The organism is Falsiroseomonas frigidaquae, assembly GCF_012163145.1.
In the GTDB taxonomy this organism is placed as follows: Bacteria; Pseudomonadota; Alphaproteobacteria; order Acetobacterales; family Acetobacteraceae; genus Falsiroseomonas; species Falsiroseomonas frigidaquae.
On record NZ_JAAVTX010000006.1, the window covers coordinates 24,391 to 48,349 of the forward strand.

Genomic DNA, 23,959 nt, shown 5'->3' on the forward strand with positions numbered 1-23,959 from the left:
CTCAGCCTTCCTCGATCGCGACGCTGCGCGGCAGGGCGGCGATGGCATCCCCGGCGCAGAGAATCACATCCACCCCGCAGGGCGTCCGCGCGCGGTTCGTCGCCCAATCGGCCAGGAACCCCGCCGGCGCGCCGGTGACCTTCAGGCGGTGCGATTCGCGAATGCCCGGGCCGGTCAGGCGCCAGCCGGCGCCTTCCTCCAGCGCCGTCACGTCCAGGATCAGCGTGGCGCCACGCTCCGGCTCCTCCTCCGTCCCGGGGTCCAGCGCCAGCAGCCCTGCCGCAGGGTCCAGCACGAATTGCGCCGCGCCGGCGGCCACCTGCGGCGCGCCGCAATGGAAGCGCACCCAGGCTTCCGCCTCCGGGCCGGCGGCGAGGCGGATCCGCGTCTCGGCATCCACCAGGGTCAGCAGCACGGCGGCGGCGGCGGCGGACAGGCCGGGCGGCAGTTCCGGCAGAAGCGGCACGCGCTGCACCTGGCCGGGGCGGCTCATCGCCTGCAGCACCGCACGGAAGCCGGCCTGGGCGTCCAGCACAGGGTCGGCGAAGCCGGGGAATGTGGTGCCGGAGGCGCCGGGGAATGTGGTGCCGGAGGCACCGGAGAATATGGTGCCGGAGGCGCCGGGGGCGTTCGTGCTCATCGCATCTGGGTCATGGTGAAGAACTCCACGCGCGTTGCTGCCGCCTTTCGGGCCTGGCTCGCCCGCCGATCGGCCTGGGCGCGTTCCAGCGGGCCGATCACCGCCGCCTCCAGCCCCGGGCGGCGCTCCGGGTCCTGCATCAGCGCATCGAGCAGCGCGGCAAGTTCCGCCTGGCGCGCATCGCGGCCGGCGACATAGCCATGGCCGACGGTGCCATCCGCCAGGCGCACGGCGCAGCGGGTGACGGTCATCTCGCCGAGGTTGAAGGGTGCGCCATCCCCGCCGGTGCGGCCGCGCACCATCACCAGCCCGGTCTCCGGCCCGCGCAGGCGCTTATGCGCCGGCAGGCCGGGCAGCGGATCCAGCCGCGCGGCAATCTCGGCGGCTTCGGCCCGCGCCAGGATGGACATCCAGCGGCGTCGTGCGGGAGGATCAGGGAGGGGGGTTGTCTGTGCTTTGCTCATGGGGTGCTCGATTTGTATAGACAACTAGTCATCCGCCCCGATAAGGTCAAGCAAAACTCGCATAAGGCGACCGGGAGGGGTTTGAACTTTCGATGACGAACCGGACAGCAAGGGGCCTTCCCTATTCATGACGGATGACCCGAACGGACCCGAGGCGCTGCCCGCCGGCGGCCTGCTGGCGCGCGGCCAGGGCGTGGCGTTGTGGCGGCAGATCGCGCAGCGGCTGGAACGCGACATTGCCAGCGGCGTCCATGCCCCCGGCGGCCGCCTGCCGACCGAGGCCGAGCTCGCCGGCCAGTACAACGTCAACCGCCACACCGTGCGCCGCGCGATGGAGGAGCTGGAAGGCCGCGGCCTGGTCCGCATCGAACAGGGCCGCGGCAGCTTCGTGGCCGAGGATGTGGTGGATTACAGCCTCGGCCCGCGCACCCGCTTCTCCGAGATCATCCGCCGGCAGAACCGGGAACCGGGCGGGCGCATCCTGCGGGTGTCGGAGATGGCGGCGGAAACGGGGCTTGCCGAACAACTCGGCATCCGCCGTGGCCGGCCGGTGATCGTGGTGGAGCGGCTGTCGCTGGCCGATGGCAGGCCTCTGGTGCTCGGCACGCACCATTTCCCGGCGACGCGATTCGGCCGGCTGCCCGATCTGCTGAGAGCCGATCCCTCCATCACCGCGGCGCTGACCGCCTGCGGCGTGCCGGATTACCGCCGCCGCGTTACCCGCATCACCGCCCGCCTGCCGACGCCTGAGGAGGCGGAGCTGCTGCAGCAATCGCGCAACCGCCCGGTGCTGGTGACGGAAGCGGTGAATATCGATCCGGCCGGGGAGGTGGTGGATGTCTCCACCGGCCGCTACGCCGCCGGCCGTGCGCAGCTTGTCGTGGAGTCCTGAACTTGGCCCCCGGTTCTCAGCCTTGGTTGATCGAGCGCGGCGACGCGCTGCTGGATGATGCGCTGCGCCCTGCCGCCGTGGCGCTGGCGGATGGCAAGGTGGCCGCGGTCGCCCCGCCGGGGGCCCGGCGCTTCGACGCCAGCGGGCTGTATGTGCTGCCCGGCCTGGTGGATATCCATGGCGATGCGCATGAGCGACAGATGCAGCCGCGCCCGGGCATCGGCTTCCCGCATGGCCTCGGCATGCGCGATTCGGCGGCGCAGCTGCTGGCCGCCGGCATCACCACCGCCTGCCTCGGCGTGACCCTGTCCTGGGAACCCGGCCTGCGCGGCATCGCCGCCTGGCGGGCCACGCTGGCGGCGGTGGAGGCGCTGTGCCCGCTGGGCGGCTGCGACATCCGCATCCATTGCCGGTATGAGGCGGACAACCTGGACGTGGTGGAGGAATTGCTGGCCGACATGGCAGCCGGCCGCGTCGCGCTGCTGGCCTTCAACGACCACACCCCGAGCATCGTGAAGCGCCTGCCGGATGTGGCGAAGGCGGCCGCCTATGCCCAGCGTGGCGGCGTGCCGGTCCTTGAATTCGCCCGGCTGGCGGAGGCCGCCCTGGCGCGTCGCGCGGAGGTGCCCGCCGCGCATGCGCGGCTCGCCGCCGCGGCGCGGGATGCCGGCATCCCCATGCTGAGCCATGACGACGCCACGCCCGAGGCCCGCGCGCATTTCCGCGGCCTCGGCGCGCAGGTGTGCGAGTTTCCGATGTCGGAAGCCGTGGCCCAGGCGGCGCGGGATGCGGGCGAGCATGTGGTGATGGGCGCGCCGAATGTAGTGCGCGGCGGCAGCCACATGGGCTGGGGCAGCGCCGCGCCGATGGCGGAACAGGGCCTCGTGACCATCCTGGCCTCCGACTACTACTGGCCGGCGATGCTGGAGGCGGCCTTCGTCATGGCCGGCCGCGGCGTGCTGGATCTGCCAGCCGCCTGGGCTCTGGTTTCCGCGAACCCGGCGGAGGCCGCGGGGCTGGCCGATCGGGGCCGCATCGCGCCGGGACTGCGCGGCGATGTGGTGGTGGTGGACCCGGCACGGCGCGCGCCGCTGGCAACCTTCTGCCAGGGCAGGCTGGCCTGGCTGGCGGCGGAGGCGGCGGGGAGGGTGGGCTGACCGGCGCTTGCCGGCCGGCGGTGTCCTCCGCCTCGGGCAGCTTCAGCCTCCCTCCTCATCCTCGGTGGGCAATTCGCAGCGGTTGTGGATATGCGTCGCCGCCACCGCGGCGTGGCCCATGGCAATGACGATCTGGTCGAGCCCGCGCACGATGTCCCCGGCGGCGTAGAGGCCCTTCACGCTGGTCTGGTTGTGCGCGTCCACGACCAGCGCCCCCTTCTCGTCATGCTCGGCGCCCAGGGCACGGCCGAGGCCGGAGCGGTAGTGCAGGCCTAGCGCGGAATAGAGCACGTCGAACCGATGCTCCTGCCCGCCACCGCGCAGCACCGCGACCCGCCCATTGGCGATGTCGAGGCCGGTGATCGGATCCGCCACGAGACGGATGTCGAGCCGGGCCGCGAGCGCGCGCTGCTGCTCATCCAGGGCGAGAGGCTTGCCGAGGGTGAGCAGGGTGACGCGGTCCGAATAGGTACGTGCGATGAAGGCGGCCTCGCCCAGGCCATGTGCGCCATGGCCGATGACGGCGATGCTGCGGTCGCGCGCCTCGTAGCCGTCGCAGATCGGGCAGTAGCGCACCAGGCCGCGGCGTACCGCATCCGGCAGGTCGGGCAGTTCCGGCTCCACATCCACCGCGCCGGTCGCCAGCAGCACGCGGCGGGCGACGACCTCGCCCGAGGCTTCCGCGCCCTCGATCCGGGCGGTGAAGCCGGTGGGCGTGCGGTGCAGGGCGGTGACCTCCCCCTGCCGGATGGCGATGCCGTAGCGGGCCAGATGCTCGCGCTGGCGTGCCAGCAGGTCGGGCCCGCCGATGCCCTCGGCGAAGAAGGGAATGTTGTGGCTGGTGGGGATCCAGGCCGCGCGCGGCGCGCCGGCATCCACCAGCAGCACGCGGCGCTTGAAGCGCGCGAGGTAAAGCGCGGCCGTCATCCCCGCGGGGCCGGCACCAATGATCAGGCAATCCTGCAGGTTTTCGGGCATGCCCCCTGCAACGCGGGCCGGCCGCATCCGTGCTGGTTACGCAGGTGGATCGGCCGTCCGGATCGGCGGCGCCGCCTGTGCCCGCCTGATCGCCGCCTGCGCCATCGCATCCAGCGCGTTGAGAAACCGCGACTTGTCGGCACCCGCCATCGGTGGCGGGCCGCCGCCCATGCCCAGCTCCCGCAGATGCTGCGACATGGCGCGGCCGGCGAGCGCGCTGCCGATGTTGTTCTCGGTCCAGGGGTGGCCCTTGAAGTTCAGCGCGAAGGCGCCCTTGGCCAGGCAGCGCGCGGCCAGCGGGATATCCGCTGTCATGCAGATATCCGTGGGCGTCGCGGCATCGGCGATCCAGTCATCCGCCTTGTCCGCGCCATCGGTGACGATGACGATCCGTGTGCGGCCGCCCGGCGGGCGGATGGGGCGGGACCCGTTGGAGATGAAGATGGTCTCGAGGCCCAGCCGGCCGGCGACGCGGAGGATCTCTTCGCGCACCGGGCAGGCATCGGCATCGACGAGGAAGCGTGGTTCGCCTTGTCCCATCGATTCAGACCTCCGGTGCTCGGCTACGCTTGCGCCCTTCGGTCATCGATGGGCTCATCGCCCCTGCGTAGCGGGCGGCAGCTCCACCGCATAGCTCTCGATCGGCGGCACGCTGCGGATCATGCGGCGCTCCACCAGGAAGCGGGCGAAACGGTCATAGCGGTTGCGGTCCAGCGCGCCGGGGCTCAGCGAGAAGCGGTTCGCGGTGCTGGCGAAGGCGCGGCGGTTCAGCTCGTTGTCCAGCTCCCGGCGGGGACCGGCGATGAACATGCGCCAGGATTCCTCCGGGTTGTTCACCAGGAAGTGGGTCGCAGCCTCCGTCGCATCGATAAAGCGGCGCAGCAGCGGGTCCTGCGCGCGGTCGCGATGGGCGATGTAGATCAGCTCGTCATAGGCCGGCATGCCGTATTGCTCGGGGAAGAAGGCGCGGCCGGGGCGATTCTCCAGGTCGAGCTGATGCAGCTCGAAATTGCGGAAGCCGCCGAGGATGGCGTCCACCTGGCCCGACATCAGCGCCGAGGACAGGCCGAAATTCACGTTCACCAGGCGGATGTCGGACAGGCCGAGGCCGACGCTTTCCAGCATCGCGCCCATGGTCACTTCCTCGAACCCGGCCACGGAATACCCCACGCGCTTGCCGCGGAGGTCCGCCAGGCTGCGCACCGGGCCGTCCCGCAGCACGGTCAGCGTCGACAGCGGCGTGGCGACCAGCGTGCCGACGCGGATCAGCGGCAGTCCCTGTTCCACCGCCAGGTACAGGTTCTTCTGGTAGAACACGCCGATATCGGCCCGCCGCGCGCCAACCAGCCGCGGCGGGTCGTTCGGATCGGCCGGCGCGACGATCCGCACATCGAGGCCGGCGCGGGCAAAGTCGCCGCGCTCCTGTGCGATGATGATGGGCGCGTGGTCCGGGTTGATGAACCAGTCCAGCAGCACCGTCAGCGGGGCCGGCGCCGGCTGCGCGTGCAGCGGCGTGGCGAACAGCAGCAGGGCCAGAAGGGCCAGGATGCGCTTCATGTCGTGACCTTTTCGGTGAGAAGGGAATCGGGCTGCCAGGGGATCGCCCTTCGCAGCAGCCAGTCGGTGGCGAACCACAGGGCCAGGGCCATCAGCATCAGCACGAACAGCGCGGCGAACATCACATCCGTCTGGCTGCGCCCATTGGCGTGCAGCATCAGGTAGCCAAGCCCCGCCGAGGCCCCGACCCATTCGCCGACCACCGCGCCGATCGGTGCGACGGCCGCCGCGACCCGAAGGCCGGAGGCCAGGGAGGGCAGCGCCGCCGGCACCCGCACCCGCCACAGCAGGGACAGGCGGCCGGCGCCCATGGTGGCTGCCAGGTCGAGCATCCCCGGCTCCGTCCGCCGCAGCCCGTCATAGAAGGCGGTGGCGACGGGGAAGAAGATGATGAGGGTGGCCATCGCCACCTTGCTGGCGATGCCGAAGCCCAGCCACAGCGTCAGCAGCGGCGCGATGGCGAAGACCGGGATGGCCTGGCTGATCAGCAGCAGCGGCAACAGCCAGCGCCGCCCCTCCCGCCACGCCACCAGCACCAGCGCGGTGGCGACGCCGAGCAGCGAACCCAGCGCCAGGCCGAGCAGGATCTCGGAGGCCGTGATCAGCGCGTGGTGGAAGATGCTCTCCCAGCGATCCGCCAGGGCAAGCGCAACGCGGCTCGGCGCCGGCAGCAGGAAGGGCGGCACTTCGGTCAGCCAGACTAAGCCCTGCCACAGCAGCACCAGGCCGAGGGCAGCGAGAAACCCGCGGATCATGCCACTGCCTCCGCCAGGCGTTCGAGCAGCGCGGCCTGGGCCTCCAGCAGCGCCGGATCGCCGGCTGGGCGAGGGGGGGCGCCGGTAGGGACGGGCACCGCCACCGGCACGGCGGGGGCGCCGGTCAGCACGAAGATCTGGTCCGCCAGGCGCAGCGCCTCCAGCGGGTCATGTGTCACCAGCAGCACGGTGCGGCCGGCCAGAAGGCGGGCGGATAGGGACTGCATGCGGTGGCGCGTCGGGGCATCCACGGCGCTGAAGGGCTCGTCCATCAGCACCAGAGGGCGGTCTTCCATCAGCGTGCGGGCCAGCGCCACGCGCTGGCGCATGCCGCCGGAAAGCTGCGCCGGGCTCTTGCCCTGATCGGCCGGCACCAGCCCGACCTCGGCCAGCATGGCCCGCGCCCGCGCCAGATCCGGCGCCTCGCCGCGTAGATGCGCGCCCAGGGTGATGTTGCCGAGCACGTCCCGCCAGGGCGCCAGCAGGTCCTGCTGCGCCATGTAGGCGACCCGCCCGGCCAGCGCCGCGCCATCCTCCGCCTGCACCGAACCGCCCGCCGGCACCGGCAGCAGCCCGGCGACCAGCCGCAGCAGGGTGGATTTGCCGGAGCCCGATGGCCCGAGCAGCGCCGTCGTGCGCCCGCCAGGCACGGCCAGGTCAAGCGCCCCCAGCACCGGCTGCCCCCCAAGGGACAGGCCACGCGGCAAGACGATACGGAATCCGGGCGTAGTGAGGCTGGGCAAGACACCGTTCCCTTCGCCGGCATGACCCGGATCAGGTTCGTGGGGTCGCGGGGACTGCCCCGCCTCTCAGCCCCCTATGGGCTCCCCCCGATGACGGTTGGATGTATGCGGTGCCGCCCGGAGCCTGACAAGCCCCCGCCGGGGTTGCAGCCCGCGACCCGGAAACGTGTCCTCCTCCCGCTTGTGTAGCCTGCGGAACATAAGCGGGTTTGCACTACAAGTGTCTGTTTTCAAAAGAAAAAATTTGACGCGACGCGTCCCGGGGGCGTAGGAACCCGGCATGTCACCTGTCGCCATCACCGTCCTCGCCCTCGGCATGTCCGTGGATGCTTTCGCGGCCGCCCTCAGCCGGGGTGCCACCGGACAGCGCGTCCGCATGGGCGATGCGCTGCGGACCGGGGCGGTGTTCGGCGCGGTGGAGATGGCGACCCCGGTGCTCGGCTGGTGCCTCGGCATCCTGGCGGCGGGGCAGATCGCGGCCGTCGACCATTGGGTGGCCTTCACCCTGCTTGGCCTGGTCGGGCTGCATTGCCTCTATGCGGCGCTGCGCCGCGCGCCGGATGCGCCGCCGCGCAGCCGCTCCGTCTGGATGCTGGTGGCGGTCGCCATCGGCACCAGCATCGACGCGATGGCGGTGGGCGTGTCGCTGGCGGTGCTGGAGGTGGATATCTGGGTGGTGGCGCCAGCCATCGGCCTGGCCACCTTCATCATGGCGACCGGCGGGATGATGGCCGGGCGGCTACTCGGCAGCCGATTCGGGCGGGGGGCGGAGGCGCTGGCCGGGCTGGCGCTGATCGCGCTCGGCACCTCCATCCTGCTGGAGCATCTGGCCGGATAAGCCGGGCGGCCCCATGTTGGCGGGGCATGCGACCCCTCCTGATCGGTTCCGAAATCTACCGCGGCTCCACCTATGGGCCGAAGCACCCGCTGGCGATTCCGCGCGTCTCCACCATGCTGGACCTGGTGCACGCCATGGGATGGGTGGCGCCGGGCCAGTATGTGGACAGCCCGCGCGCCACGCCGGAACAGCTCACCCGCTTCCATACGTCCGACTATGTGACGGCGCTGATGCAGGCGGAGGCGTCCCAGGCGGTGGACCCGGCGCATCGCGAACGCCACCGCATCGGCGCGGATGGCAACCCGGTGTATCGCGAGGTCTTCTCCCGACCCGCCACCGGCGCCGGCGGCGTGATGCTGGCGGCGCGGCTGACGGCGGAGGGCGGTGTGGTGCATGTGCCGGGCGGCGGCACGCATCACGGCCAGCCGGACCGTGCCAGCGGCTTCTGCTACCTGAACGACGCGGTGCTGGGACTGATGACCTGGCTCGACCAGGGCCTGACCAACATCCTGTACCTGGATATCGACGCGCATCACGGCGATGGCGTGGAGGCGGCCTTCGCTGATGATCCGCGCGTCTTCACCGTCTCGGTGCACGAGGCCGGGCGTTGGCCGAATACCGGGCCGGTGGAGAACCGGGCAGGGGGCCACGCCCGCAACCTGCCGGTGCCGGAGGGCTTCAACGACAGCGAGATGGATTTTCTCCAGCGCCACGCCATCCTGCCCATCCTGCGGCAGCGCCGGCCGCAGGCGGTGATGCTGCAATGCGGGGCGGATGCGATCGCCGAGGACCCGCTTTCCCGCCTTGCCCTGTCCAACGCCGCCCACCGCAGCGTGGTGCAGGCGCTGATGGGTGTGGCGCCGCGGCTGATCGTGCTTGGCGGCGGCGGCTATAACCCCTGGTCCGTGGCGCGCTGCTGGGCCGGCGTCTGGGCCACGCTGAACCGCCTGCCGATTCCGCCCTGCATTCCCGCCTCCGCCGAGGCCGTGCTGCGGGGCCTGGCCTGGACGCGGGCGGCCGGGCGCAACCCGCCGGAGGCGTGGTTCACCTCCATCGCCGATGCACCGCGCCCCGGCCCTGTGCGGCCGGAAATCCGGGCGCTGGCCGCGCGCACCCTGGAAGGGTTGCCGGAGGCTGCTAAGGTGCCCGCATGATCACACGCCGCCCCCTGCTCGCCGTCCTCGGCCTGTTCGCCGCCACCCAGGCCCGGGCCCAGCCGGGCGTGGACCGCCCCCAGCCGAAGCTGCCGACGGAGCCGCTGGTCATCATCGGCCGCGACGGCACCCGCCATACCTTCCAGGTCGAGATGGCGGTCAGCCCGGACCACCAGATGATCGGCCTGATGTTCCGCCCGACCGTCGGCGCGAATGAGGGCATGCTGTTCGACTGGGGCCAGCCGCGCGAGAGCAGCATGTGGATGCGGAATACGCTTGCCTCGCTTGATATGCTGTTCATCGCGGCGGACGGCCGCATCCACCGCATCGCGGAACGCACCGTGCCGCAGAGCCTGACGCCGATCGACAGCCGTGGCCCGGTTCGCGCCACGCTGGAATTGCAGGCCGGCATTACGGAGAAGCTGGACATCCGCGTCGGCGACCGCGCGCTGCACCGCATCTTCGGCAATGCGCCGTGACTCTTGCCCTTCGGCGCCCCGGCCCGTAGGTATCCGCCATTCGGGGTGTGGCGCAGCCTGGTAGCGCGCCTGTTTTGGGTACAGGAGGTCCTCGGTTCGATTCCGGGCACCCCGATCCTTGTTCCGCTGAATTCGAAAATCCTGGAGCCGTCCGGGGGCCGCAGCAGGTCGCGAAGATGCCCTGCATCGGTCCAATCACCGCCTCGGCGCTCGTTGCCACCGTTCGGGCGCGAGCCCGATCCAGGCGGCGCAGTGGCGCACCGAGGCCGTGAATTGCATCAGGGCCAGCGGCCATGCGCCGCATCAACAGGCCGGGATACGTCGCCCCAGCCAGAGCTCCACCTCCTTCGTGTTCGACACCCGCCAGGCCAAGGCGCAGCCTCTTGCCGGAGAAGGGAGAGCGTGTTCCTGGCAGCCGGCGTTGCGTGGTAGCGAGCGCGCAGGATGAAGGGACGGGCTACCATGACCAAGGAGCAGAACCGGCCTGCGACGCCGCAACCGCTGGATGACGCCGCGCTTGACGTCGGACGGGTGACCATTCCGGAGGCCCGTTGCCCTGGCGCAGCCAAGGCGATGGCGGAACGGGCGGCGGCGGCGCGGGCCCCTTCGGCGGTGCGGATGGCGCAGGCTTCGGCGGCCGTGGCGACGGCCTGATGTTCACCCTGGAGGGGAATGGCGGCGCGGCAGGCGGCGAGACGGGTGACGATGGCGGGGTTAGCGGCCTCGACGGCAGCGCGGGGAATGCGACCGGCGGCTGACCGCTTCGTATCGGCCTCACCCGCGCCACATGGCGGGCATGGCACGGGCACAACAAGGCACGGCCGGCCACCAGGTCGCGCGTCCGGCTGCAGGACCGGCCTCAAGGGGCCGCGAAGGCGCGAATCGCGCGAAACGATCCGCTGGCAGTTTGGGCGGCGGATTAGGTTTGCCGTGAGGCCTCGAAAGGCCCGGGATACCTGTCATCATGGCGGATGGAGTGTCTGCCATGGCGCCCCGGGCGCAGCATGAGCGGCGTCCCACGCTGTTCCATGCCGAAGCAAGTTCCGGCTCCATGTCACGGTTAAGGCGGGATTTTCGGCACAGCCACGCGGCTTAACAATCCCGGCGCGTATCCCAGCGGTTCCTTCCGGCGCCGCTGCTCTTGGGGGTAGAATTGGGGGTAGCGCGGGCAGCGCCGGTGAGGCTCTTCCCAAAGGACGGGATGCAGGCCGCGGCCGGCCAAACCACCAGGCAAAGTGGCACCCCTACCAGATGCGGGGCGTGCGGCCGGAGTGCCGGCCGAGCGTGGCGGGCGCGCCCTGTAGGTGACGCCGGCCGGATCCAGGAGCTGGGTCTATCCCTGCACCCGAAGCGCCAGGGGCGGGGGCCGGCCTCGGCACGGAGCGGGAAGCGATGGCGCATCGTCTCGGGCGACAAGGTTGCGTTGCGAACGCCGAGAAGAAGTCTGCGGCTACTCCGCACCGCCCTGTGGCGTCCTGAGCCTCACGCCTGCCCCGCCGCCGTTCTCGGCTATGAACACGACGCCAGCAGCCTCCAGGGCTGCGCGGATGGCGGCAAGGGTGGATGCTTTCAAAGCCTCGCCGCGCTCTAGCCGGGCGATGGTGTTGGCCGCCACGGCGGCGGCCTGAGCCAGTTCCCGCACCCCTAGGCCCGTTGCGGCGCGCGCCATCTTGCACTGGATCGGGAGGAGAATCGCCGCAGGGTTACTATTTTGCATTGCGCTAAAATAGTATCCGTGTTGCGATAACGGGGCAAGAGATTGCGGCCGAGCGAGGCGTTCGCACCGCCACCGCCCGGCCTGACCACAACGCGAGCTAGGAGAGCGCGCTATGGCTAAGGCCCAGGATATCACGCCCAAGATGGGCAGACGAACAGTTGCCGCGGCCGCGGTGGGGCTGGCTCTCCCGGCTGCTGCCACTGCGCCGCCGCCAGCCTTGCTGCTGAACCTGGCAGCCCCCGCGCAGCCTGCCGCGCTGCTGGACACTGCCGCCGACGCCCAGTTGATCGAGCGGCTGGGGGTCTATCTGGCGGCTGTCGTCACCTACAACACGGCGCCGGGTGACGTCTTCGAAGCGGAGGAAGATCCTCTATGGCAGGCAGTTCAGGCAGCGAGTGCAGCCGTGAAGGCCACACCACCCCGGAGCCTCGCGGGTATCGTGGCGCTGGCTCGCGTGGCGGTGGCGCTGGCCAGCCATGAGCGGAGCGAGGACGGCGGCTGGTCTGATCGCCCGGCCGGTGACTTCGCACAGGCCCTCACGCTGGACCTGCTGCGCCTCTATGGTGCCGAGGCGGCGGCGTGAGCGCCCCGACGCGCGCAGAGAGCGCACAGGACACGCCGCACGGCCCCAGCGCCGTTATCCTGCAATTCCCCAAGCCGCAGCGAGCCATCGCTCCCTTGCGGGCGAATGCACCCGACGCCGCGCGGCTGGTCGCCGCCTTCGCCTACCTGGCCGGCGTCTTGGCGAGCGTGCGGCGGGCCCGCCTGACTGGCGGTGCCGCATGAATAGTGCGCCATGGACCCCGCCACCTCCCGATCCCTACGCGCATTTCCGGCCGATTCCCTGCGTAAGTGCGGGCTGTCCGCTGGTGCAGGGGTGCGACCGCGCCATGTCGCGCGGGTTCCTCGCCGTCCCTTGTCCTGTGCTCGGCAGCCGCCGCGTGGCGCTTAAGCCGTTCCTGACCGTGCGGCGGCGCCGCGCCGGCGAGGGTCAGCCACCACCGCCAACGCGCACACAGGGCGACTAGGCGACCAGGTGCGCCAGCATTGCGGCGCGCGGGTGCCGTTCCCGGGCGCGTTATTCCGGCGCAAATTTCGGCTGTAGGCCTCAGCTAAGGCACCATTTCAGGGCCGCGCTGCATGCCTCAGCCGTCTCGGCTCGCTTCCTGCTGATTCCTTCGGTGCCGCTGGTCTTGGGAATCAGTTCAGGGGTAGCGTGCGCAACTGCAGCACCGGTAGGCACTTCCGACGATGCCGAAATTGACCGTCGCGGTGGTCCGCGCCGCCAAGCACTCGGGCAAACCCACCAGCACCGGGAAGCTGCGGCCGGAGCGCCTGCCAGATGGTGGCGGGCTCGCCCTGCAGGTGACGCCGGATGGCGCGAAGAGCTGGATCCTCCGCTACACCCGAAGCTCCAAGGCGCGTGAGATGGGCCTCGGCCCGTGCGATCCCGACGGCCGTCGCGGCCTGAGCCTGGCCGATGCGCGGGATGCGGCCGAGGCCGCGCGTCGGACGCTCCGCGCTGGCGCCGATCCGATCGAAGCGCGGGAGGCGGAGCGCGCGGCGCGCCAGCGGGCCGAGGCCGAGGCGAAGGCCGCCGCAGTGACCTTCCGCGACGCGGCGCGCGCCACTGTGGATGCGAAGCAGGGCGGATGGTCCAGTCCGAAGCACGCCGCGCAATGGCTCGCGACGCTGGAACAGCACGCCCATCCGATCCTCGGCGACATGCCTGTTTCCGATGTCGGGACGCCGCACGTGTTGCAGGTGCTGCGCCCCATCTGGTCGCAGATCCCCGAAACTGCATCGCGCCTGCGCCAGCGCATCGAGGCCATTCTTGACCTGGCGCGGGTGCGCGGCTGGCGCGCCGGCGACAACCCGGCCCGCTGGCGCGGCCTACTTTCCGAAGAACTCCCGCCGCCGAGGCGCGTGAAGCGTGTGCAGCACCGCCCGGCCCTGCCGTGGCAGCGGCTGCCGGCCTTCATGGCTGCGCTGGCGCAGGTGGAGGGGCAGGGGGCCGCAGCGCTCCGCTTCGCCATCCTTACCGCCGCTCGAACCGGCGAAGTGCGCGGCGCGACCTGGGGAGAGGTTGATCTGGATGCGGCGCTGTGGATCGTGCCAGGCGCCCGGATGAAGGGCCGTCGCACCCATCGCGTTCCGCTGTCGGCAGCCGCAGTGGACGTGCTTCGCGCGGCCCGTCCGGCTGACCCGAAGCGCGCCGATCTGATCTTCGGTGCCACCGCCACCCGCGCCATCTCCGACATGACGCTCTCCGCGGTGGTGCGGCGGATGAACGAACCGGGGCCCGGCGCAGATCCGGACGCGCCGCCGGAGTGGTGCGACCAGGAGGGCCGGGCGGTGGTGCCCCATGGCTTCCGCAGCACCTTTCGCGATTGGGCGGGCGAGATCCGGCCGGAGGGGCGGGAGGTGGTGGAACGCGCGCTGGCCCATTCGGTGAGGGACAAGGTGGAGGCCGCCTATGCCCGATCGGACCTACTCGAGAAGCGCCGGCCGCTGATGGAAGCGTGGGGCGAATGGGCCGGCCGCCCCGCCGGGGGTGGTGAGCTGCGGAGCATTGTAGCAGCGCGCGCCAGGCGCCAGGCGCTTGGATAGCGCGCTGCAGCCTTTGATCCCTGGGACGCCGCTGGCGGAGCCGAGCCGCAGAACCAGTGCCATCTCGTGGTGCTGCTGGCTGAGGCGCGCATCGGCGCCGAGCTGACGGCGGCGCAGGCGCGGGGCGCGGTCGCCACGCAGGCCGAACATGGCAGGGGCGTCCAGGCGAGTGCCCGCGCCTCGGGCACTTGCGCAACCCTCGCCGAGATCGGCATTCCGAGCCGGCGCGTCAGCGAGATGAATAAGCTCGCGCAGGCGGGAGAACAGGCGATCCGTGAGGTTGCAGCCGCTGCAGGGCAGGGAAGGGGCGCATCTCGGCCGGAGGAGCACAGTCGGTACCTGCAGGCGCCGCAGCGCGGGCGGGCTGAGGGCCTGTAGCAGGGCTACCACCCGCACCTGGCTTCGACGGCTTAATCGGCGCGTCTCTCGTTGAGGTGCAAAGACTCGTCCCGTATGGTGTTTCAACGAAGCCGCGTCGCCGGCACCGGGAGAAGTACCGTGAGGGCAAGGCAGCAGTGAATGCCATCAGCCAGTTCCTGGGGGTAGGCGTCTACGAGGTGACGCAGGCGGCCCGACTTGCCGAGGTGCCCCCGCGCCAAGCGCGCGCCTGGGTGAAGGGCTACGCTCGCCCCGCCAATGATGCCGGAAAGCCGGACCGTAAGCCGCTGCTGGGTTCGCGACTGTCGTCGGCGACTGCCGATCCTCTGGTGACGTTCGCCGACCTCATAGAAATGAGATTCTGCGGCCATTTTCGTAAGGCTGGATTTTCATGGCCGCGTATTCTCAAGCACCTACCTGAGTTTCGCCGCGTGCTGCGTCAGGAGCAGCGCACCGGGCGCCTGACTTTCGAGAGCGATGGCGTGACGATCCTCGCCCAGGCGGTGGCGGCGGACGGCGTGAAGAAGGGCCTCGAGCTCGCATCGCGTCAGCATGTCATGGTGGACCTCCTGCAAAGAACCTTCCGGGAGGAGCTTAGCTTCTCCGCGGATGGCTTCATTGAAGCTTGGCGCCCTCGCGCGCAGTACCGGCACGTGCTGATCGACCCGAACCGCCAGTTTGGAGAGCCTATTGTTGAACCCGGTGTGCCGGCCGCGATTCTCGCGGAGGACCTGATCCGGCTCGGCGGAGACGCAGCCAAGGTGGCCCGCCGGTACAACGTCGAACCGGATGCCGTGATAGAAGCGCACCGCTTCCAGACCGACCTTCGGCCGGCGGCTTGAGGATCGTCATAGACGCATGCCTGCCGCCTTGGCTGGTGGAATGCTTGACGCCCATCGCTGAACCCTGCGGCTGTCGTGTCGAGCACGTGACGCGCCTTTATGGGCAGGGATGTAAGGACCCGGACTGGATTGGCCGGCTGACCAGCGAAGGCGGGGCGCTTTTCATCACCCACGACCGCCAGATGCGCCGCAGGCCTCTAGAGATCCAGGCGCTCCTGGCGTCGTCCTGCGTCGGAATCGTGCTGGCGCCCGGCTGGCAGGACGATGATGACCACGTGCTCGTGGCTCGCCTCCTGCTTCATTGGCCGTTGATCCTTGAGGCGGCAAAGGAGACGCCGCCGCAGCTGCGCGAGCTGGGATGGTCTTTGAAAATGAAGCCGCCGCGAAACTGGCGCGGCTGGGACAAGATCGCGGGCCGACTGACTCAACATCGCCCCCGGGGCCCTCACCCAAAAGAGTAGCTGGTCTGACATCAAGGCCGTCAGTCTTCCACTGCCGCGGTGGACGGTGGAGGAAGCGAACAAGTTCTGCCTCGCGCGCCGCCGCATGCCTCCATCTGGCACCGAAGCCCTTGCCACCTACCGCCGAAAAATGAAGGCTTCGGGTCGAGGCGCATGACCGTTGCCAGCTTGTGAATTGCACGCGCGCTTCAGCTATCCAGCGATCGCCCCAATTCCCTCCGCATCCCCCACGCAGTTCTGGCGCAGAAGGCGCCGGGGCGCGACGGGCCCGGGCCGGTTGGCACTCTCGGCGAAAGCCTGGCCGACCACATCAAGACCCGGCCGGTACCCCACTCGCAATGGGCGCCGCTCGGCCGCTCAACTAATCGTTTAAATCATCGCGAGATGGTCGGCTTTTCAATAGTTCTTTCAGCTCATCGAGTTGCTTCGCGATCAGATTCATGGATGCCGTAAGTCGGCGGCCATCCACGGCCGTGAAAGCTGGCAGGACGCTACTCGGGCTCACACGTCCACCAGCCTCCGCCTCTATCTGTGCCTGCAACAGGGCTCGCTCCGCCTCCGCCTGCAATTGGGCTCGCTCCATCTGTGCCTGCAATTGGGCCTGCAGTCGCTCGCGACGAGTCGCGCTGAACGACATTTGGAGCCGCCCAACGACCTCCGCGTTCAATGAACGTCCGTTCGCCTTGGCGGCGGCTTCCAGCTCTTCCTTCAGGGCCGGAGGCGCCCTGAACCTGATCTCAGGATCGTCGCGAGCCATTTCCGCACAATTTCCACACGAAATATGTTGACATGATACCCGCACCGTGGGGAATGTCACTCCACACCGTGTGGAGACAAACTCTATGGCAAACCCGACCGTCGGTCTCACCCTGCGCGTTGCGCCCGGCGTGCACGCCCGCCTGAAGTCGATCGCGAGGCGTGAACGACGCAGCCTGACAGGCCAAATTCTGCACATCATCGAAGCCGCTGTCGCTTGCGAAAAAAACGAGAGCTTCGCGCCGAGCGCCGATGAATCGCTGTCGGCGGCGACGCCCGCGCAGCACGCGTAGCAGCGCCGCCGCCGAACACCGGCCGGCGCCCGCTGCAACGGGCAGCCCGGCCTGACACCACCGAAGGAGTCGGTCATGTCTCGTGCAGCAACGTATTCGCCCGCCACCGAATGTCCAGACGGATCGGCGCCGCATCCTGGCGACGATGCCGCGATATGCGAGGCCGGAGCGCAACCCGTGTCTCCGCCGCTCGTCACCGCGGCGGAAACCACGATCGCCAAGGCTGCGCCTCCGCGCGCACGCCGGGCCGTCGCAGATCCCCGAACCCGTGCGCCGGGGCCCCGGGTTCGCGCTCCCGCCAGCAGGTGCGGCACAACGGCCCGCGCCGCACGGGCCGCTTCCGCTGCTGGGGTGCCGGCGCTGGCTGCAGACCACGCCGACGCAGGCATCCTTGTGGCATGTGCCGAGCACCAGGCGGCGCTGGTGGAAGTCAACCGCGATGGCGGCGACCTTGAGCCCGAAGACTGCCCGCTGACGCAGCGCTATCTGAAGGCGCTCGCGGCGGTGCGCCATGCGGTGGAGCCGCAGAGCATCGCCGGCATCCTGGCGCTGGCGCAATCCGTTGTGGCCGAGGCGCAGCAGGATCCACGTCACGCCGAAAGTGGGCACGACGTGCCCGCAGAATGGGGCGGCCATGCGCTCAACATCCTGAAGGCGCTGCTGCGCCTGGCCGGCCCGCCGTCGGCGCGACGCTCAACATGACGACGAACACTCAAGGCGCACCGGCGCCGAGCCGGCCGCGCGCGGAGGCTGTTCGACCAGCCATCCGGCACCGCTTCCGGCACCCGAAACACGCATCCGCGCCGCGCCGCCGTGCCCGGCACACCGTGAAGGAATCCCGATGAAGGTGAATTCGCCGCAGCCCGAAGCGGTGCCGTTGCCGAAGGCGCCCGCGCTATTCGGGTTGTCCCGCTCGACCCTTTACCGGCTGGCTGCGGAGGGGAAGGTGCGGCTCCTGAAGGTAGGGCGCGCGACGCTGGTGGACGCCGCCAGCGTGCGCGCCTTCCTTGCCGCAGCGCCAACCGTCGATGTCCGGCAGCGCCGTAGGCGGGCGGCGTGAGCGCACGAAGCATGGCGGCTGGCCCTGCACTCGGTGCGGCGCCGGTGCCGCTGAACGCCGCGGCGCTGCCCTACCTCGAGGCGATTGCGATGGAGCTGCTGCCAGGCGCCCGCCGGCGCGGCGCGGAACTCCGAGCCGGATCGCGCGGCGAGGCCGGCGCAGATGTTCGCTTGTGCCTCATCACGGGGCGGTGGTGGCACCGCCACACCTGCCAGGAAGGCGAGGGGGCCGTGAGCCTGTTGGCGGTGCTGCGAAGCACCAGCGAAGCCGATGCGGCCGCGTGCGTGGCGTCCTGGATGGCTGAACGCGGGGTGCTGGGGTGAAGGTGCTGCGGACAGGGCGGAGCGCCACCCTATGAGCAATTCGGCGCTCCGGTGGGCGCGCGCGTCGCGCGGCCTCACGCCTGCACAAAAATTCGTTCTCCTCGTCTTGGCCGATGCAGCGCGGGAGCCGTCGAAGGACGGCGCGGGCCGGGAGGACGACTACACCTGTTGGATTGCCGCTGCCGCCATCGCGGAGGAGACCGGCCTTTCCGACCGGGGGGTCCGCGATGCGCTGCACGACTTGATCGAGGCCGGCGCGATTCGCGGCGTCATGAGCAGGGGCGTGCACCCGCGCTGGACCCTCGTGGTGGAGAACAAAGGCACGACGTTCGCGAAAAAGCGGAACGGGGTTCCGGTTCAGAAGCGCAGCCACAGGCCGGCAAATCGGCCCCTGCCGTCGACCGAAGATCGGAACCCGGTTCCGGACGAGGATCGGAACCTCGTTCCGAACCAAAATCGGAACAGCATTCCTTTTGAACCGGAACCGGATTCCGTGAAATCGGAACCACGTTCCCTGAGATCGGAACCGGGTTCCCATAAACCCTCTAGAACCCTTACTGAACCCTCATCTAACCCAAAGGCGCGCGAGGCGCGCGCTGCGGTGGTGGTGGACCTGCCGGCCTGGCTGTCTCCCGAGCACTGGGACGCCTGGTGCCGGCACCGTCGAGGCAAGCACTGGACCCAGGAAGCCGCGGTGCTTTCCATCCGCGAGTTGGGCAAGCATCGCGAAGACGGCCACGACCCAGCCGACGTGATCGCCCACTCAATCGCCAGCGGGTACCGCGGCCTCTTCGCCCCCAACCGCCGCGCTGCAGCGGCAGGCAGCGGCGCATCGGGGCTTAACCAATCACGTTACCGGAACAAACAGGCAACGCCGGCGAGCGCCTTCACCGCCATGAGGGAAATGGCCGAGGCCAGTTCTCCGGCCGGCGGTGGCGAGCGGCCGCGGCACGAGATCGATGGGGACTTCGAGGCCAGATGAACCAGATCGCACCCATCCGCCCGGGCGCCAGTACCGAACCGCTACCGGAGGCGCCGCCGCGGATTGCTCCCATGTCGCAGGCAGCGGAGGAAGCCGTTTCGCTAGCTGTATCAGCGCGCGAGGCCAGGCCCGACAACGATGCGCCGCGCCTCGCTGCTGGCCAGGTCGCGGTGGTCCAGGAGGAGATCTCGAAACGCCTGGCGGCGCTCGAGCGAGCCCTCTCCGGCGGCTGCGACGATCCGACCATCAATTCGTGGCTGATGATTTGCGCCGGGATGATTGGCCACCCGCGCGACCCGGACGAAATGCGGATACGCTTCACCGCGCTACGCGCCGCGCTGCGCGAGCTCCCCCGGCGGTGCTTCACGCTTCGATCCGCCAAGGCGGTCGCCGCAGCCCATAAATGGTTTCCGGGCCTTCACGAGATGCTCGCCATCCTGACGCCCGAAACCGATGACCTGCGCCGCGAGCGCGCCAGGCTGCATGCCGCCATGAACACCTTCCGCGCCGGCCCGGCCGAGCCGCCCGCCACGCCGGCAGAGCGGGAGGCGATGGCAGCCGCGGCACGCGCGCGCGTGGCGGAGCTGCTGGCCAGCTCGCGCGAAGACAGGGCGCGGCCCGGTGGCGATCGGCCGCTGCATTATTCTCCGGAAGCTCTTTTGGCCCACTATCAGCGCACCGCTTCCGGTGGTGGCCCGTTCGCCAAAATCGCGGCGTTCCGCGTGCAGCATTTGCGCCGACAACTCGGCAAAGATGAGTGACGAAGCGGCAGCCGCCGGCGACGTGGCGCCACCGCCGGGATCGGCCCTGGCGCGAGCGCTGGCGGCGCTGGCGGCCGCACTGGCCGGTGGTGACGACGCGCAGCGGGCAGCGGTGGAGGCGATGCTCCCGAAGTGGGTATCGCGCGGCGCACGCCTGGATCGACGCGATGCGGCGATCCGCGACGCGCTTTCTGGCCACCTCCCACGATCGGTGGCGGCGAAGGCCCTGGAGGCCGAGCTCAGGCGCGCGTGCACGGTGGCTTCGCCAGGCCAAGGTGATGCGCGTCGAAAACTTGTAGCTGAGATCCTCGATCTCAACGCCGGCCGCCCGCTGGCTTGGCGCCAGCTTCTGAACATCGCGGCTGCGAACCGCACACCGCGTTGCAATAATCTCCCGTAGAAATTGCAACAGATGGCGCCGAAACTGTAACCATGAGCGGCAGTCGCAACATCACCTTGAGTCTCAGCGTGGCCGGGGCGGAAGAAACGCTCCGCAAGCTGCGCGAGCTCGGGCCGGCCGGCGAGGGGGTTCTGAAGCGGCTGGAGGATGCGGCGCAGAAGGCGGCCGGACGGGGCGGCCAGACTGGGCTCAGCACGGTATCTGCCGCGGCGACCGAGGCCACCCGGGCGCTGGAAGGCATGGGCAGCCGGCTTGGTCCAATCGGCGGGATCCTGTCGTCCATCGGCGTTGGTGGCGCCGCGGCGGCGGCGGCGTTGGCCGGCATCGGTGTTGCCGGGACAGCGGTGGCCCGCGCCGGCGACCAGATGGAGGCGACGCTGGGTCGGTTGGCCAGCGCGACCGGATCCGTATCGGCAGCGGCCGATGTCTACGACAAGCTCTATCGGATCAGCCTGCAGACCGGCGTCAGCATCGGCGACAGCGCGGGGGCGTTCCAGCGCTTCGCCATCGCAGGGCGCGAGATCGGGGCGACGAACGAGCAGGTCCTCAAGCTGGTCCAGACCATCCAGCAGGCCGGCCGCATCGCCGGCGCATCCACCCAGGAGACACAGTCCGCGACGCAGCAGCTGGGCCAGGCGCTGGCTTCCGGAGTTCTGCAGGGCGACGAGTTGCGCTCCATCCTGGAGAACATGCCGAACCTGGCGGTGGCGCTGGCGCGCGAACTGGGTGTCGGCGTGGGCGAACTGCGCCGGATGGGCAGCGAAGGCCAGCTCACGGCCGATCGCGTCATGCCGGCGCTCCTTCGCTCCGCCGAAGGCATCAACGAGGAGTTCGGCAAGCTGCCGCCGACCATGGAACGCGGGTTTCAGGCGCTGGGCACAGCGACGACCCGTTTCCTGGCCGACCTCGACCAGGCCCTGGGCCTATCGCAGGGGATCGCGCGCACGCTGACCGGCGCGGCCAGCGCCATCGACGCGGTGCGCCGCGGGCTGCTGCCCACCGCCGGCGAGCGAGCCACCAATGATGTGGCAGGATCCGAGGCTCGCGTCTCGGAACTCCGCCGCCAGCTTGAGCAGTTCGAGCCTGGGCTGAGGTCGCAGCAGCAGCGCGGCAGCATCCGGTCCGAACTGGTGGGCGTCGCCGCTTCGCAGACCGGATCGGATCGCCGAGCCGAACTTCAGGCGCAGCTCGAGCAGGAGCTGGAAGTGCTGGCCACGGCGCAGGTGCGCGCCCTGGCAATCCAGCAGGAAGGGGACCTCCGCGCCTTCAACGAGGCGGTCGAGGCCGGGGAGCGGCGTACCGCCTCCAGGCGCCAGCAACTCGACCAAGGCCTGGAGGCGTTGCGTTCGTCCTATGACAAGGAACGCACGATCCGTGCGACGCACGAGCGCGCGGTCTCCGCCATCAACGAGCAGCTGGAGCGTGGCGCGATCAACCAGGCTGAGGCTCAGCGCCTCACCGCCGCGGCCGACCGCGAGCGCGCTGATGCGCTGAAGTCGCTGGAGGAGCGGGGGCGAGGCGCGGCCAGGGCGCTGCAGGACGTCAACCGCTCCATCTACGAGGCATCCTCCGACCCGAACCAGACCGTTTTCCCGGTCAGCGCGGTTCAGCCTTCGCTGGACCGGATGACGGCGGCGCGGCGCGCCGCAGATGAGCGGGCGCAGGAGCAGCGCAGCCAGAACGAGCAGCGGTTCCTCGAGCGCCAGGCGCAGGACAACAAGCGGACCACCGACGACATCGTGCGGTACGGCGCCGAGGCGTTTGCCGACATGTACGACCAGAACGGCCGCGGCTTCGCTGGCCTGATGGACAGCATGTGGGCGACGTTCAGGCGGACCATTGCGAGGATGGCTGCCGAGGCGCTGATCCGACCGATCGTGCAGCCCATCGTGGCCGCGTTCGCAGGTGGCGGTGGCGGTGCTGGTCTATCCGCCTTGGGCGGCGTCTCTGCCGGCGGTGGTGGCGCCGCAGGCGGCATGCTCGGCAGCCTGTCGAACCTCTACTCGCTCGGCAGCAGCGCATACAGCGCCTACACGGGCGCAAGCGCGACTGGAATCGCGGCCGGCATCAACAGCCTCGGCGTCAGCAGCGGTCTGTTCGGTAACGGCGTCGCGGTCTCGACAGGCGCGAACGGGATGCTACTCGGCGGCGGAGCTGCCTCGAGCGGTGCGGTCTCCCAGGCGGGGTTGTTCGGTTCCACCACCGCCTCAGCGGCGCTCGGCGGCATCGGCCTGGGATTTGCAGGCGGCTCGCTGCTGGGCGGGTACCTGGCGGGGGACAGCGAGGCGCGCCAGACCAACGCCCAGATCGGCGCCGGCGCCGGGTCCATTGCTGGCTTCGCCATCGGGACCATGCTCGGCGGCCCGGTTCTCGGCGCGATCCTCGGCGGCCTGATGGGCGGCGGCGCCGGCGGCCTGATCGGCCCGGGCCCCAAGACCAACGCCTATGGCTACACGCTGACGAGCCAGAACGGCATGTTCGGTCTCGACCCGCTTTCCATGACCGGTGACGGCCTGGAAGGCGAGGAGGCTTATGCCCAGGCGCAGCAGTACCTGGCCCAGGCCAATGCCCGCCTGTACGGGGCCGGCATTTCGGTCAACGACAACCGGCGCGCCATCACGGCCGGCGGCGTGCGGCCTACCGACGGCAGCCAGGACGCGAGCTTTGCTGAGGCGATCAACCGCTTCAGCTTCTCGTCGCAGAACGAGAATGTCCAGACCGCGCTGAACACCATCACAGGCGGCGTGGATGCGGCGGTCGCGTCCGCGGAGTTCGTCACCGGCACATACGAAGCAATGCTTCGGCTCCGCGAGCCTGTCTCGGCGTTCGACGCCGCGGTCCAGCAGATCACGGGCACCTTTGGTCCAGCGATCGAGCAGGCCCGCAACTATGGGCTGGCCACGGCCGAGCTGGAGGCGATCCAGGCTGAGCAGGTCGCCAAGGTGATCGCGGACCGCAACGCGGCGTACCAGGCGCTGAACGACAACATCACGGTCGAGTTCTTCCGTGCCATCGGCCGAGACGTCGAGGCGGCGCTGCTCGAATTCGACATGCAGGCGGCCGCAAACCTGCGCCAGACCCGCGACGCGCTGGAGAGCATGGCGGCGTCCAGCGAGGATACGGCGACGCAGCTTGCCCGTCTGGAAGAGGTGCAGGCCCTCCAGCGCGCGAAGATCCAGGCCGACGCATCGGCGCCGCCCTCCACTGGGGCTACCGTGGACACAGCGGGCGACCGCGCCGCCCGAGGGCTCATGGAACAGCTGACCTTCGGTGGGCTTGGAGGCTTGTCCCCGGAGGCTCAGACCACCGCAGCAAGGCAGGCTCTGGAGGCCGCGCGGCAGGCAGTCATGGCCGATCCGTCGAGCGCCAACGTCACGGAGTTCAGCCGGGTCGCGCAATCGACCCTTGGCGTGATCCGCGGCATCGAGGGCACCACCAGCAGCTTCGGCTCTCTCACCGGCCTGGTTTCCGACACCATCCGTACCGTGGCGCCGAACGCTGACGTCGCGAACCTCGGCAGCGTCGTCGACGCCACGGTCCAGGGCGCGAATGTCGTGGCCGATGCAGTCCTGAGCAGCGGCGGCGCGACCAAGGCGGTGCTGAGTGAATTGCTGATCGGCTTCACCCGCTTGTCGGCGCAGGTCGCCGCGCTTGCCGCGCGAGCCGCATAACATGGCGGCCGTGGCGTACCCGCTGCAACATCGACGTCAGGGGACATT

General features: G+C 70.1%; 28 protein-coding genes, 1 tRNA gene and 1 riboswitch. Of the genes, 20 read left to right on the forward strand and 9 right to left on the reverse strand.

Translation table 11 applies throughout. From position 1 onward, the window contains the following. Position 1: 1 nt before the first annotated feature. Positions 2–640 (reverse strand): phosphonate C-P lyase system protein PhnH, encoded by a 639-nt coding sequence (phnH, locus tag HB662_RS19680; RefSeq protein ID WP_168051936.1) that lies wholly within the window; start codon positions 638–640, stop codon positions 2–4. Beyond that, entirely contained in the window at positions 637–1,104 is a 468-nt protein-coding gene (gene phnG, locus HB662_RS19685) for a phosphonate C-P lyase system protein PhnG (RefSeq protein WP_280865053.1), read from the reverse strand. Before phnG ends, phnH begins: the two co-directional genes overlap by 4 nt. A gap of 127 nt (positions 1,105–1,231) precedes the next feature. Between phnG and phnF the strand changes: the two genes are divergently transcribed. Next, complete coding sequence (phnF, locus tag HB662_RS19690; RefSeq protein ID WP_168051940.1) at positions 1,232–1,996, forward strand: phosphonate metabolism transcriptional regulator PhnF; 765 nt, start codon at positions 1,232–1,234, stop codon at positions 1,994–1,996. Between the two features lie 26 nt (positions 1,997–2,022). After that, positions 2,023–3,153, forward strand: a complete 1,131-nt coding sequence (locus HB662_RS19695) for an alpha-D-ribose 1-methylphosphonate 5-triphosphate diphosphatase (protein ID WP_168051942.1) — start codon at positions 2,023–2,025, stop codon at positions 3,151–3,153. 42 nt (positions 3,154–3,195) lie between these two features. Here the strand turns inward: HB662_RS19695 and HB662_RS19700 are convergent, their stop codons facing one another. From HB662_RS19700 to HB662_RS19720, 5 genes are all read right to left on the reverse strand, one after another. Then, positions 3,196–4,131, reverse strand: a complete 936-nt coding sequence (locus HB662_RS19700; protein ID WP_168051944.1) for an NAD(P)/FAD-dependent oxidoreductase — start codon at positions 4,129–4,131, stop codon at positions 3,196–3,198. A 36-nt stretch (positions 4,132–4,167) separates the two neighbouring features. Beyond that, entirely contained in the window at positions 4,168–4,671 is a 504-nt protein-coding gene (locus HB662_RS19705) for a YaiI/YqxD family protein (protein WP_168051946.1), read from the reverse strand. A 54-nt stretch (positions 4,672–4,725) separates the two neighbouring features. Beyond that, a complete protein-coding gene (locus HB662_RS19710) occupies positions 4,726–5,688 on the reverse strand; it encodes an ABC transporter substrate-binding protein (RefSeq protein WP_168051948.1) in 963 nt (320 codons plus the stop codon). Beyond that, positions 5,685–6,443 carry an ABC transporter permease gene (locus HB662_RS19715; RefSeq protein WP_168051951.1) on the reverse strand — a complete coding sequence of 253 codons (759 nt, stop codon included), beginning with the start codon at positions 6,441–6,443 and terminating at the stop codon, positions 5,685–5,687. The genes HB662_RS19710 and HB662_RS19715 overlap by 4 nt, the downstream gene beginning before the upstream one ends. Next, the gene (locus HB662_RS19720; RefSeq protein WP_168051953.1) at positions 6,440–7,186 is read right to left on the reverse strand and encodes an ABC transporter ATP-binding protein; all 747 of its coding nucleotides are present in this window, start codon (positions 7,184–7,186) and stop codon (positions 6,440–6,442) included. The genes HB662_RS19715 and HB662_RS19720 overlap by 4 nt, the downstream gene beginning before the upstream one ends. Continuing rightward, positions 7,177–7,284, reverse strand: a riboswitch (TPP riboswitch). Its footprint overlaps the gene before it by 10 nt. A 182-nt stretch (positions 7,285–7,466) precedes the next feature. Here HB662_RS19720 and HB662_RS19725 point away from each other — a divergent pair. The 5 genes from HB662_RS19725 (at position 7,467) to HB662_RS19745 (ending at position 10,415) form a co-directional block, all read left to right on the forward strand. Continuing rightward, on the forward strand, positions 7,467–8,024 hold the full coding sequence (locus HB662_RS19725) for a manganese efflux pump MntP (protein WP_168051955.1): 558 nt from the start codon (positions 7,467–7,469) through the stop codon (positions 8,022–8,024). Positions 8,025–8,050: 26 nt separating this feature from the next. Then, the gene (locus tag HB662_RS19730; protein ID WP_168051957.1) at positions 8,051–9,178 is read left to right on the forward strand and encodes an acetoin utilization protein AcuC; all 1,128 of its coding nucleotides are present in this window, start codon (positions 8,051–8,053) and stop codon (positions 9,176–9,178) included. Continuing rightward, positions 9,175–9,657, forward strand: a complete 483-nt coding sequence (locus HB662_RS19735; protein WP_168051959.1) for a DUF192 domain-containing protein — start codon at positions 9,175–9,177, stop codon at positions 9,655–9,657. The genes HB662_RS19730 and HB662_RS19735 overlap by 4 nt, the downstream gene beginning before the upstream one ends. A 41-nt stretch (positions 9,658–9,698) precedes the next feature. Next, positions 9,699–9,772: transfer RNA gene (locus tag HB662_RS19740), tRNA-Pro, on the forward strand. Between the two features lie 436 nt (positions 9,773–10,208). Beyond that, a complete protein-coding gene (locus HB662_RS19745) occupies positions 10,209–10,415 on the forward strand; it encodes a hypothetical protein (RefSeq protein ID WP_168051961.1) in 207 nt (68 codons plus the stop codon). Positions 10,416–11,107: 692 nt separating this feature from the next. Here the strand turns inward: HB662_RS19745 and HB662_RS29350 are convergent. Continuing rightward, a complete protein-coding gene (locus HB662_RS29350; protein ID WP_245185778.1) occupies positions 11,108–11,326 on the reverse strand; it encodes a transcriptional regulator in 219 nt (72 codons plus the stop codon). A gap of 160 nt (positions 11,327–11,486) precedes the next feature. Between HB662_RS29350 and HB662_RS19750 the strand changes: the two genes are divergently transcribed. The 5 genes from HB662_RS19750 to HB662_RS19770 all read left to right on the forward strand — a co-directional run bounded on the left by HB662_RS19750 (position 11,487) and on the right by HB662_RS19770 (position 15,665). After that, entirely contained in the window at positions 11,487–11,957 is a 471-nt protein-coding gene (locus HB662_RS19750; protein ID WP_168051963.1) for a hypothetical protein, read from the forward strand. A 668-nt stretch (positions 11,958–12,625) separates the two neighbouring features. Next, complete coding sequence (locus HB662_RS19755) at positions 12,626–13,984, forward strand: tyrosine-type recombinase/integrase (protein WP_168051965.1); 1,359 nt, start codon at positions 12,626–12,628, stop codon at positions 13,982–13,984. Between the two features lie 66 nt (positions 13,985–14,050). Further along, the gene (locus HB662_RS19760) at positions 14,051–14,362 is read left to right on the forward strand and encodes a hypothetical protein (protein WP_168051967.1); all 312 of its coding nucleotides are present in this window, start codon (positions 14,051–14,053) and stop codon (positions 14,360–14,362) included. Positions 14,363–14,499: 137 nt separating this feature from the next. Next, entirely contained in the window at positions 14,500–15,204 is a 705-nt protein-coding gene (locus HB662_RS19765) for a MerR family transcriptional regulator (RefSeq protein WP_168051969.1), read from the forward strand. After that, positions 15,201–15,665, forward strand: coding sequence for a PIN-like domain-containing protein (locus HB662_RS19770; RefSeq protein ID WP_168051971.1), 465 nt, complete (start codon positions 15,201–15,203; stop codon positions 15,663–15,665). Before HB662_RS19765 ends, HB662_RS19770 begins: the two co-directional genes overlap by 4 nt. Before the next feature lie 361 nt (positions 15,666–16,026). On the opposite strand, the gene HB662_RS19775 is transcribed toward HB662_RS19770, so the two are convergent. Continuing rightward, a complete protein-coding gene (locus HB662_RS19775) occupies positions 16,027–16,422 on the reverse strand; it encodes an Arc family DNA-binding protein (protein WP_168051973.1) in 396 nt (131 codons plus the stop codon). Between the two features lie 85 nt (positions 16,423–16,507). Here HB662_RS19775 and HB662_RS19780 point away from each other — a divergent pair, with 85 nt between their 5' ends. The 8 genes from HB662_RS19780 (at position 16,508) to HB662_RS19815 (ending at position 23,911) form a co-directional block, all read left to right on the forward strand. Continuing rightward, positions 16,508–16,714, forward strand: a complete 207-nt coding sequence (locus tag HB662_RS19780) for a hypothetical protein (RefSeq protein ID WP_168051975.1) — start codon at positions 16,508–16,510, stop codon at positions 16,712–16,714. A gap of 423 nt (positions 16,715–17,137) precedes the next feature. After that, complete coding sequence (locus HB662_RS19785; protein WP_168051977.1) at positions 17,138–17,416, forward strand: hypothetical protein; 279 nt, start codon at positions 17,138–17,140, stop codon at positions 17,414–17,416. A gap of 139 nt (positions 17,417–17,555) precedes the next feature. Then, positions 17,556–17,774 (forward strand): helix-turn-helix transcriptional regulator, encoded by a 219-nt coding sequence (locus HB662_RS19790; protein ID WP_168051979.1) that lies wholly within the window; start codon positions 17,556–17,558, stop codon positions 17,772–17,774. A 44-nt stretch (positions 17,775–17,818) separates the two neighbouring features. After that, positions 17,819–18,097 carry a hypothetical protein gene (locus HB662_RS19795; protein WP_168051981.1) on the forward strand — a complete coding sequence of 93 codons (279 nt, stop codon included), beginning with the start codon at positions 17,819–17,821 and terminating at the stop codon, positions 18,095–18,097. 31 nt (positions 18,098–18,128) lie between these two features. Then, entirely contained in the window at positions 18,129–19,079 is a 951-nt protein-coding gene (locus tag HB662_RS19800; protein ID WP_168051983.1) for a helix-turn-helix domain-containing protein, read from the forward strand. Then, positions 19,076–19,840, forward strand: coding sequence for a hypothetical protein (locus HB662_RS19805; protein ID WP_168051985.1), 765 nt, complete (start codon positions 19,076–19,078; stop codon positions 19,838–19,840). The genes HB662_RS19800 and HB662_RS19805 overlap by 4 nt, the downstream gene beginning before the upstream one ends. Further along, entirely contained in the window at positions 19,833–20,240 is a 408-nt protein-coding gene (locus HB662_RS19810) for a hypothetical protein (protein WP_168051987.1), read from the forward strand. The genes HB662_RS19805 and HB662_RS19810 overlap by 8 nt, the downstream gene beginning before the upstream one ends. A 32-nt stretch (positions 20,241–20,272) precedes the next feature. Then, positions 20,273–23,911 (forward strand): tape measure protein, encoded by a 3,639-nt coding sequence (locus HB662_RS19815; protein ID WP_168051989.1) that lies wholly within the window; start codon positions 20,273–20,275, stop codon positions 23,909–23,911. Positions 23,912–23,959: the final 48 nt, after the last annotated feature.

Coding starts and splice junctions, on each gene's coding strand:
- phnH (WP_168051936.1), bottom strand. CDS start 640: ATGAGCACGAACGCCCCCGGCGCCTCCGGCACCATATTCTCCGGTGCC.
- phnG (WP_280865053.1), bottom strand. CDS start 1,104: ATGAGCAAAGCACAGACAACCCCCCTCCCTGATCCTCCCGCACGACGC.
- phnF (WP_168051940.1), top strand. CDS start 1,232: ATGACGGATGACCCGAACGGACCCGAGGCGCTGCCCGCCGGCGGCCTG.
- HB662_RS19700 (WP_168051944.1), bottom strand. CDS start 4,131: ATGCCCGAAAACCTGCAGGATTGCCTGATCATTGGTGCCGGCCCCGCG.
- HB662_RS19705 (WP_168051946.1), bottom strand. CDS start 4,671: ATGGGACAAGGCGAACCACGCTTCCTCGTCGATGCCGATGCCTGCCCG.
- HB662_RS19710 (WP_168051948.1), bottom strand. CDS start 5,688: ATGAAGCGCATCCTGGCCCTTCTGGCCCTGCTGCTGTTCGCCACGCCG.
- HB662_RS19715 (WP_168051951.1), bottom strand. CDS start 6,443: ATGATCCGCGGGTTTCTCGCTGCCCTCGGCCTGGTGCTGCTGTGGCAG.
- HB662_RS19725 (WP_168051955.1), top strand. CDS start 7,467: ATGTCACCTGTCGCCATCACCGTCCTCGCCCTCGGCATGTCCGTGGAT.
- HB662_RS19730 (WP_168051957.1), top strand. CDS start 8,051: ATGCGACCCCTCCTGATCGGTTCCGAAATCTACCGCGGCTCCACCTAT.
- HB662_RS19735 (WP_168051959.1), top strand. CDS start 9,175: ATGATCACACGCCGCCCCCTGCTCGCCGTCCTCGGCCTGTTCGCCGCC.
- HB662_RS29350 (WP_245185778.1), bottom strand. CDS start 11,326: ATGGCGCGCGCCGCAACGGGCCTAGGGGTGCGGGAACTGGCTCAGGCC.
- HB662_RS19750 (WP_168051963.1), top strand. CDS start 11,487: ATGGCTAAGGCCCAGGATATCACGCCCAAGATGGGCAGACGAACAGTT.
- HB662_RS19755 (WP_168051965.1), top strand. CDS start 12,626: ATGCCGAAATTGACCGTCGCGGTGGTCCGCGCCGCCAAGCACTCGGGC.
- HB662_RS19775 (WP_168051973.1), bottom strand. CDS start 16,422: ATGGCTCGCGACGATCCTGAGATCAGGTTCAGGGCGCCTCCGGCCCTG.
- HB662_RS19780 (WP_168051975.1), top strand. CDS start 16,508: ATGGCAAACCCGACCGTCGGTCTCACCCTGCGCGTTGCGCCCGGCGTG.
- HB662_RS19790 (WP_168051979.1), top strand. CDS start 17,556: ATGAAGGTGAATTCGCCGCAGCCCGAAGCGGTGCCGTTGCCGAAGGCG.
- HB662_RS19800 (WP_168051983.1), top strand. CDS start 18,129: ATGAGCAATTCGGCGCTCCGGTGGGCGCGCGCGTCGCGCGGCCTCACG.
- HB662_RS19805 (WP_168051985.1), top strand. CDS start 19,076: ATGAACCAGATCGCACCCATCCGCCCGGGCGCCAGTACCGAACCGCTA.
- HB662_RS19810 (WP_168051987.1), top strand. CDS start 19,833: ATGAGTGACGAAGCGGCAGCCGCCGGCGACGTGGCGCCACCGCCGGGA.
- HB662_RS19815 (WP_168051989.1), top strand. CDS start 20,273: ATGAGCGGCAGTCGCAACATCACCTTGAGTCTCAGCGTGGCCGGGGCG.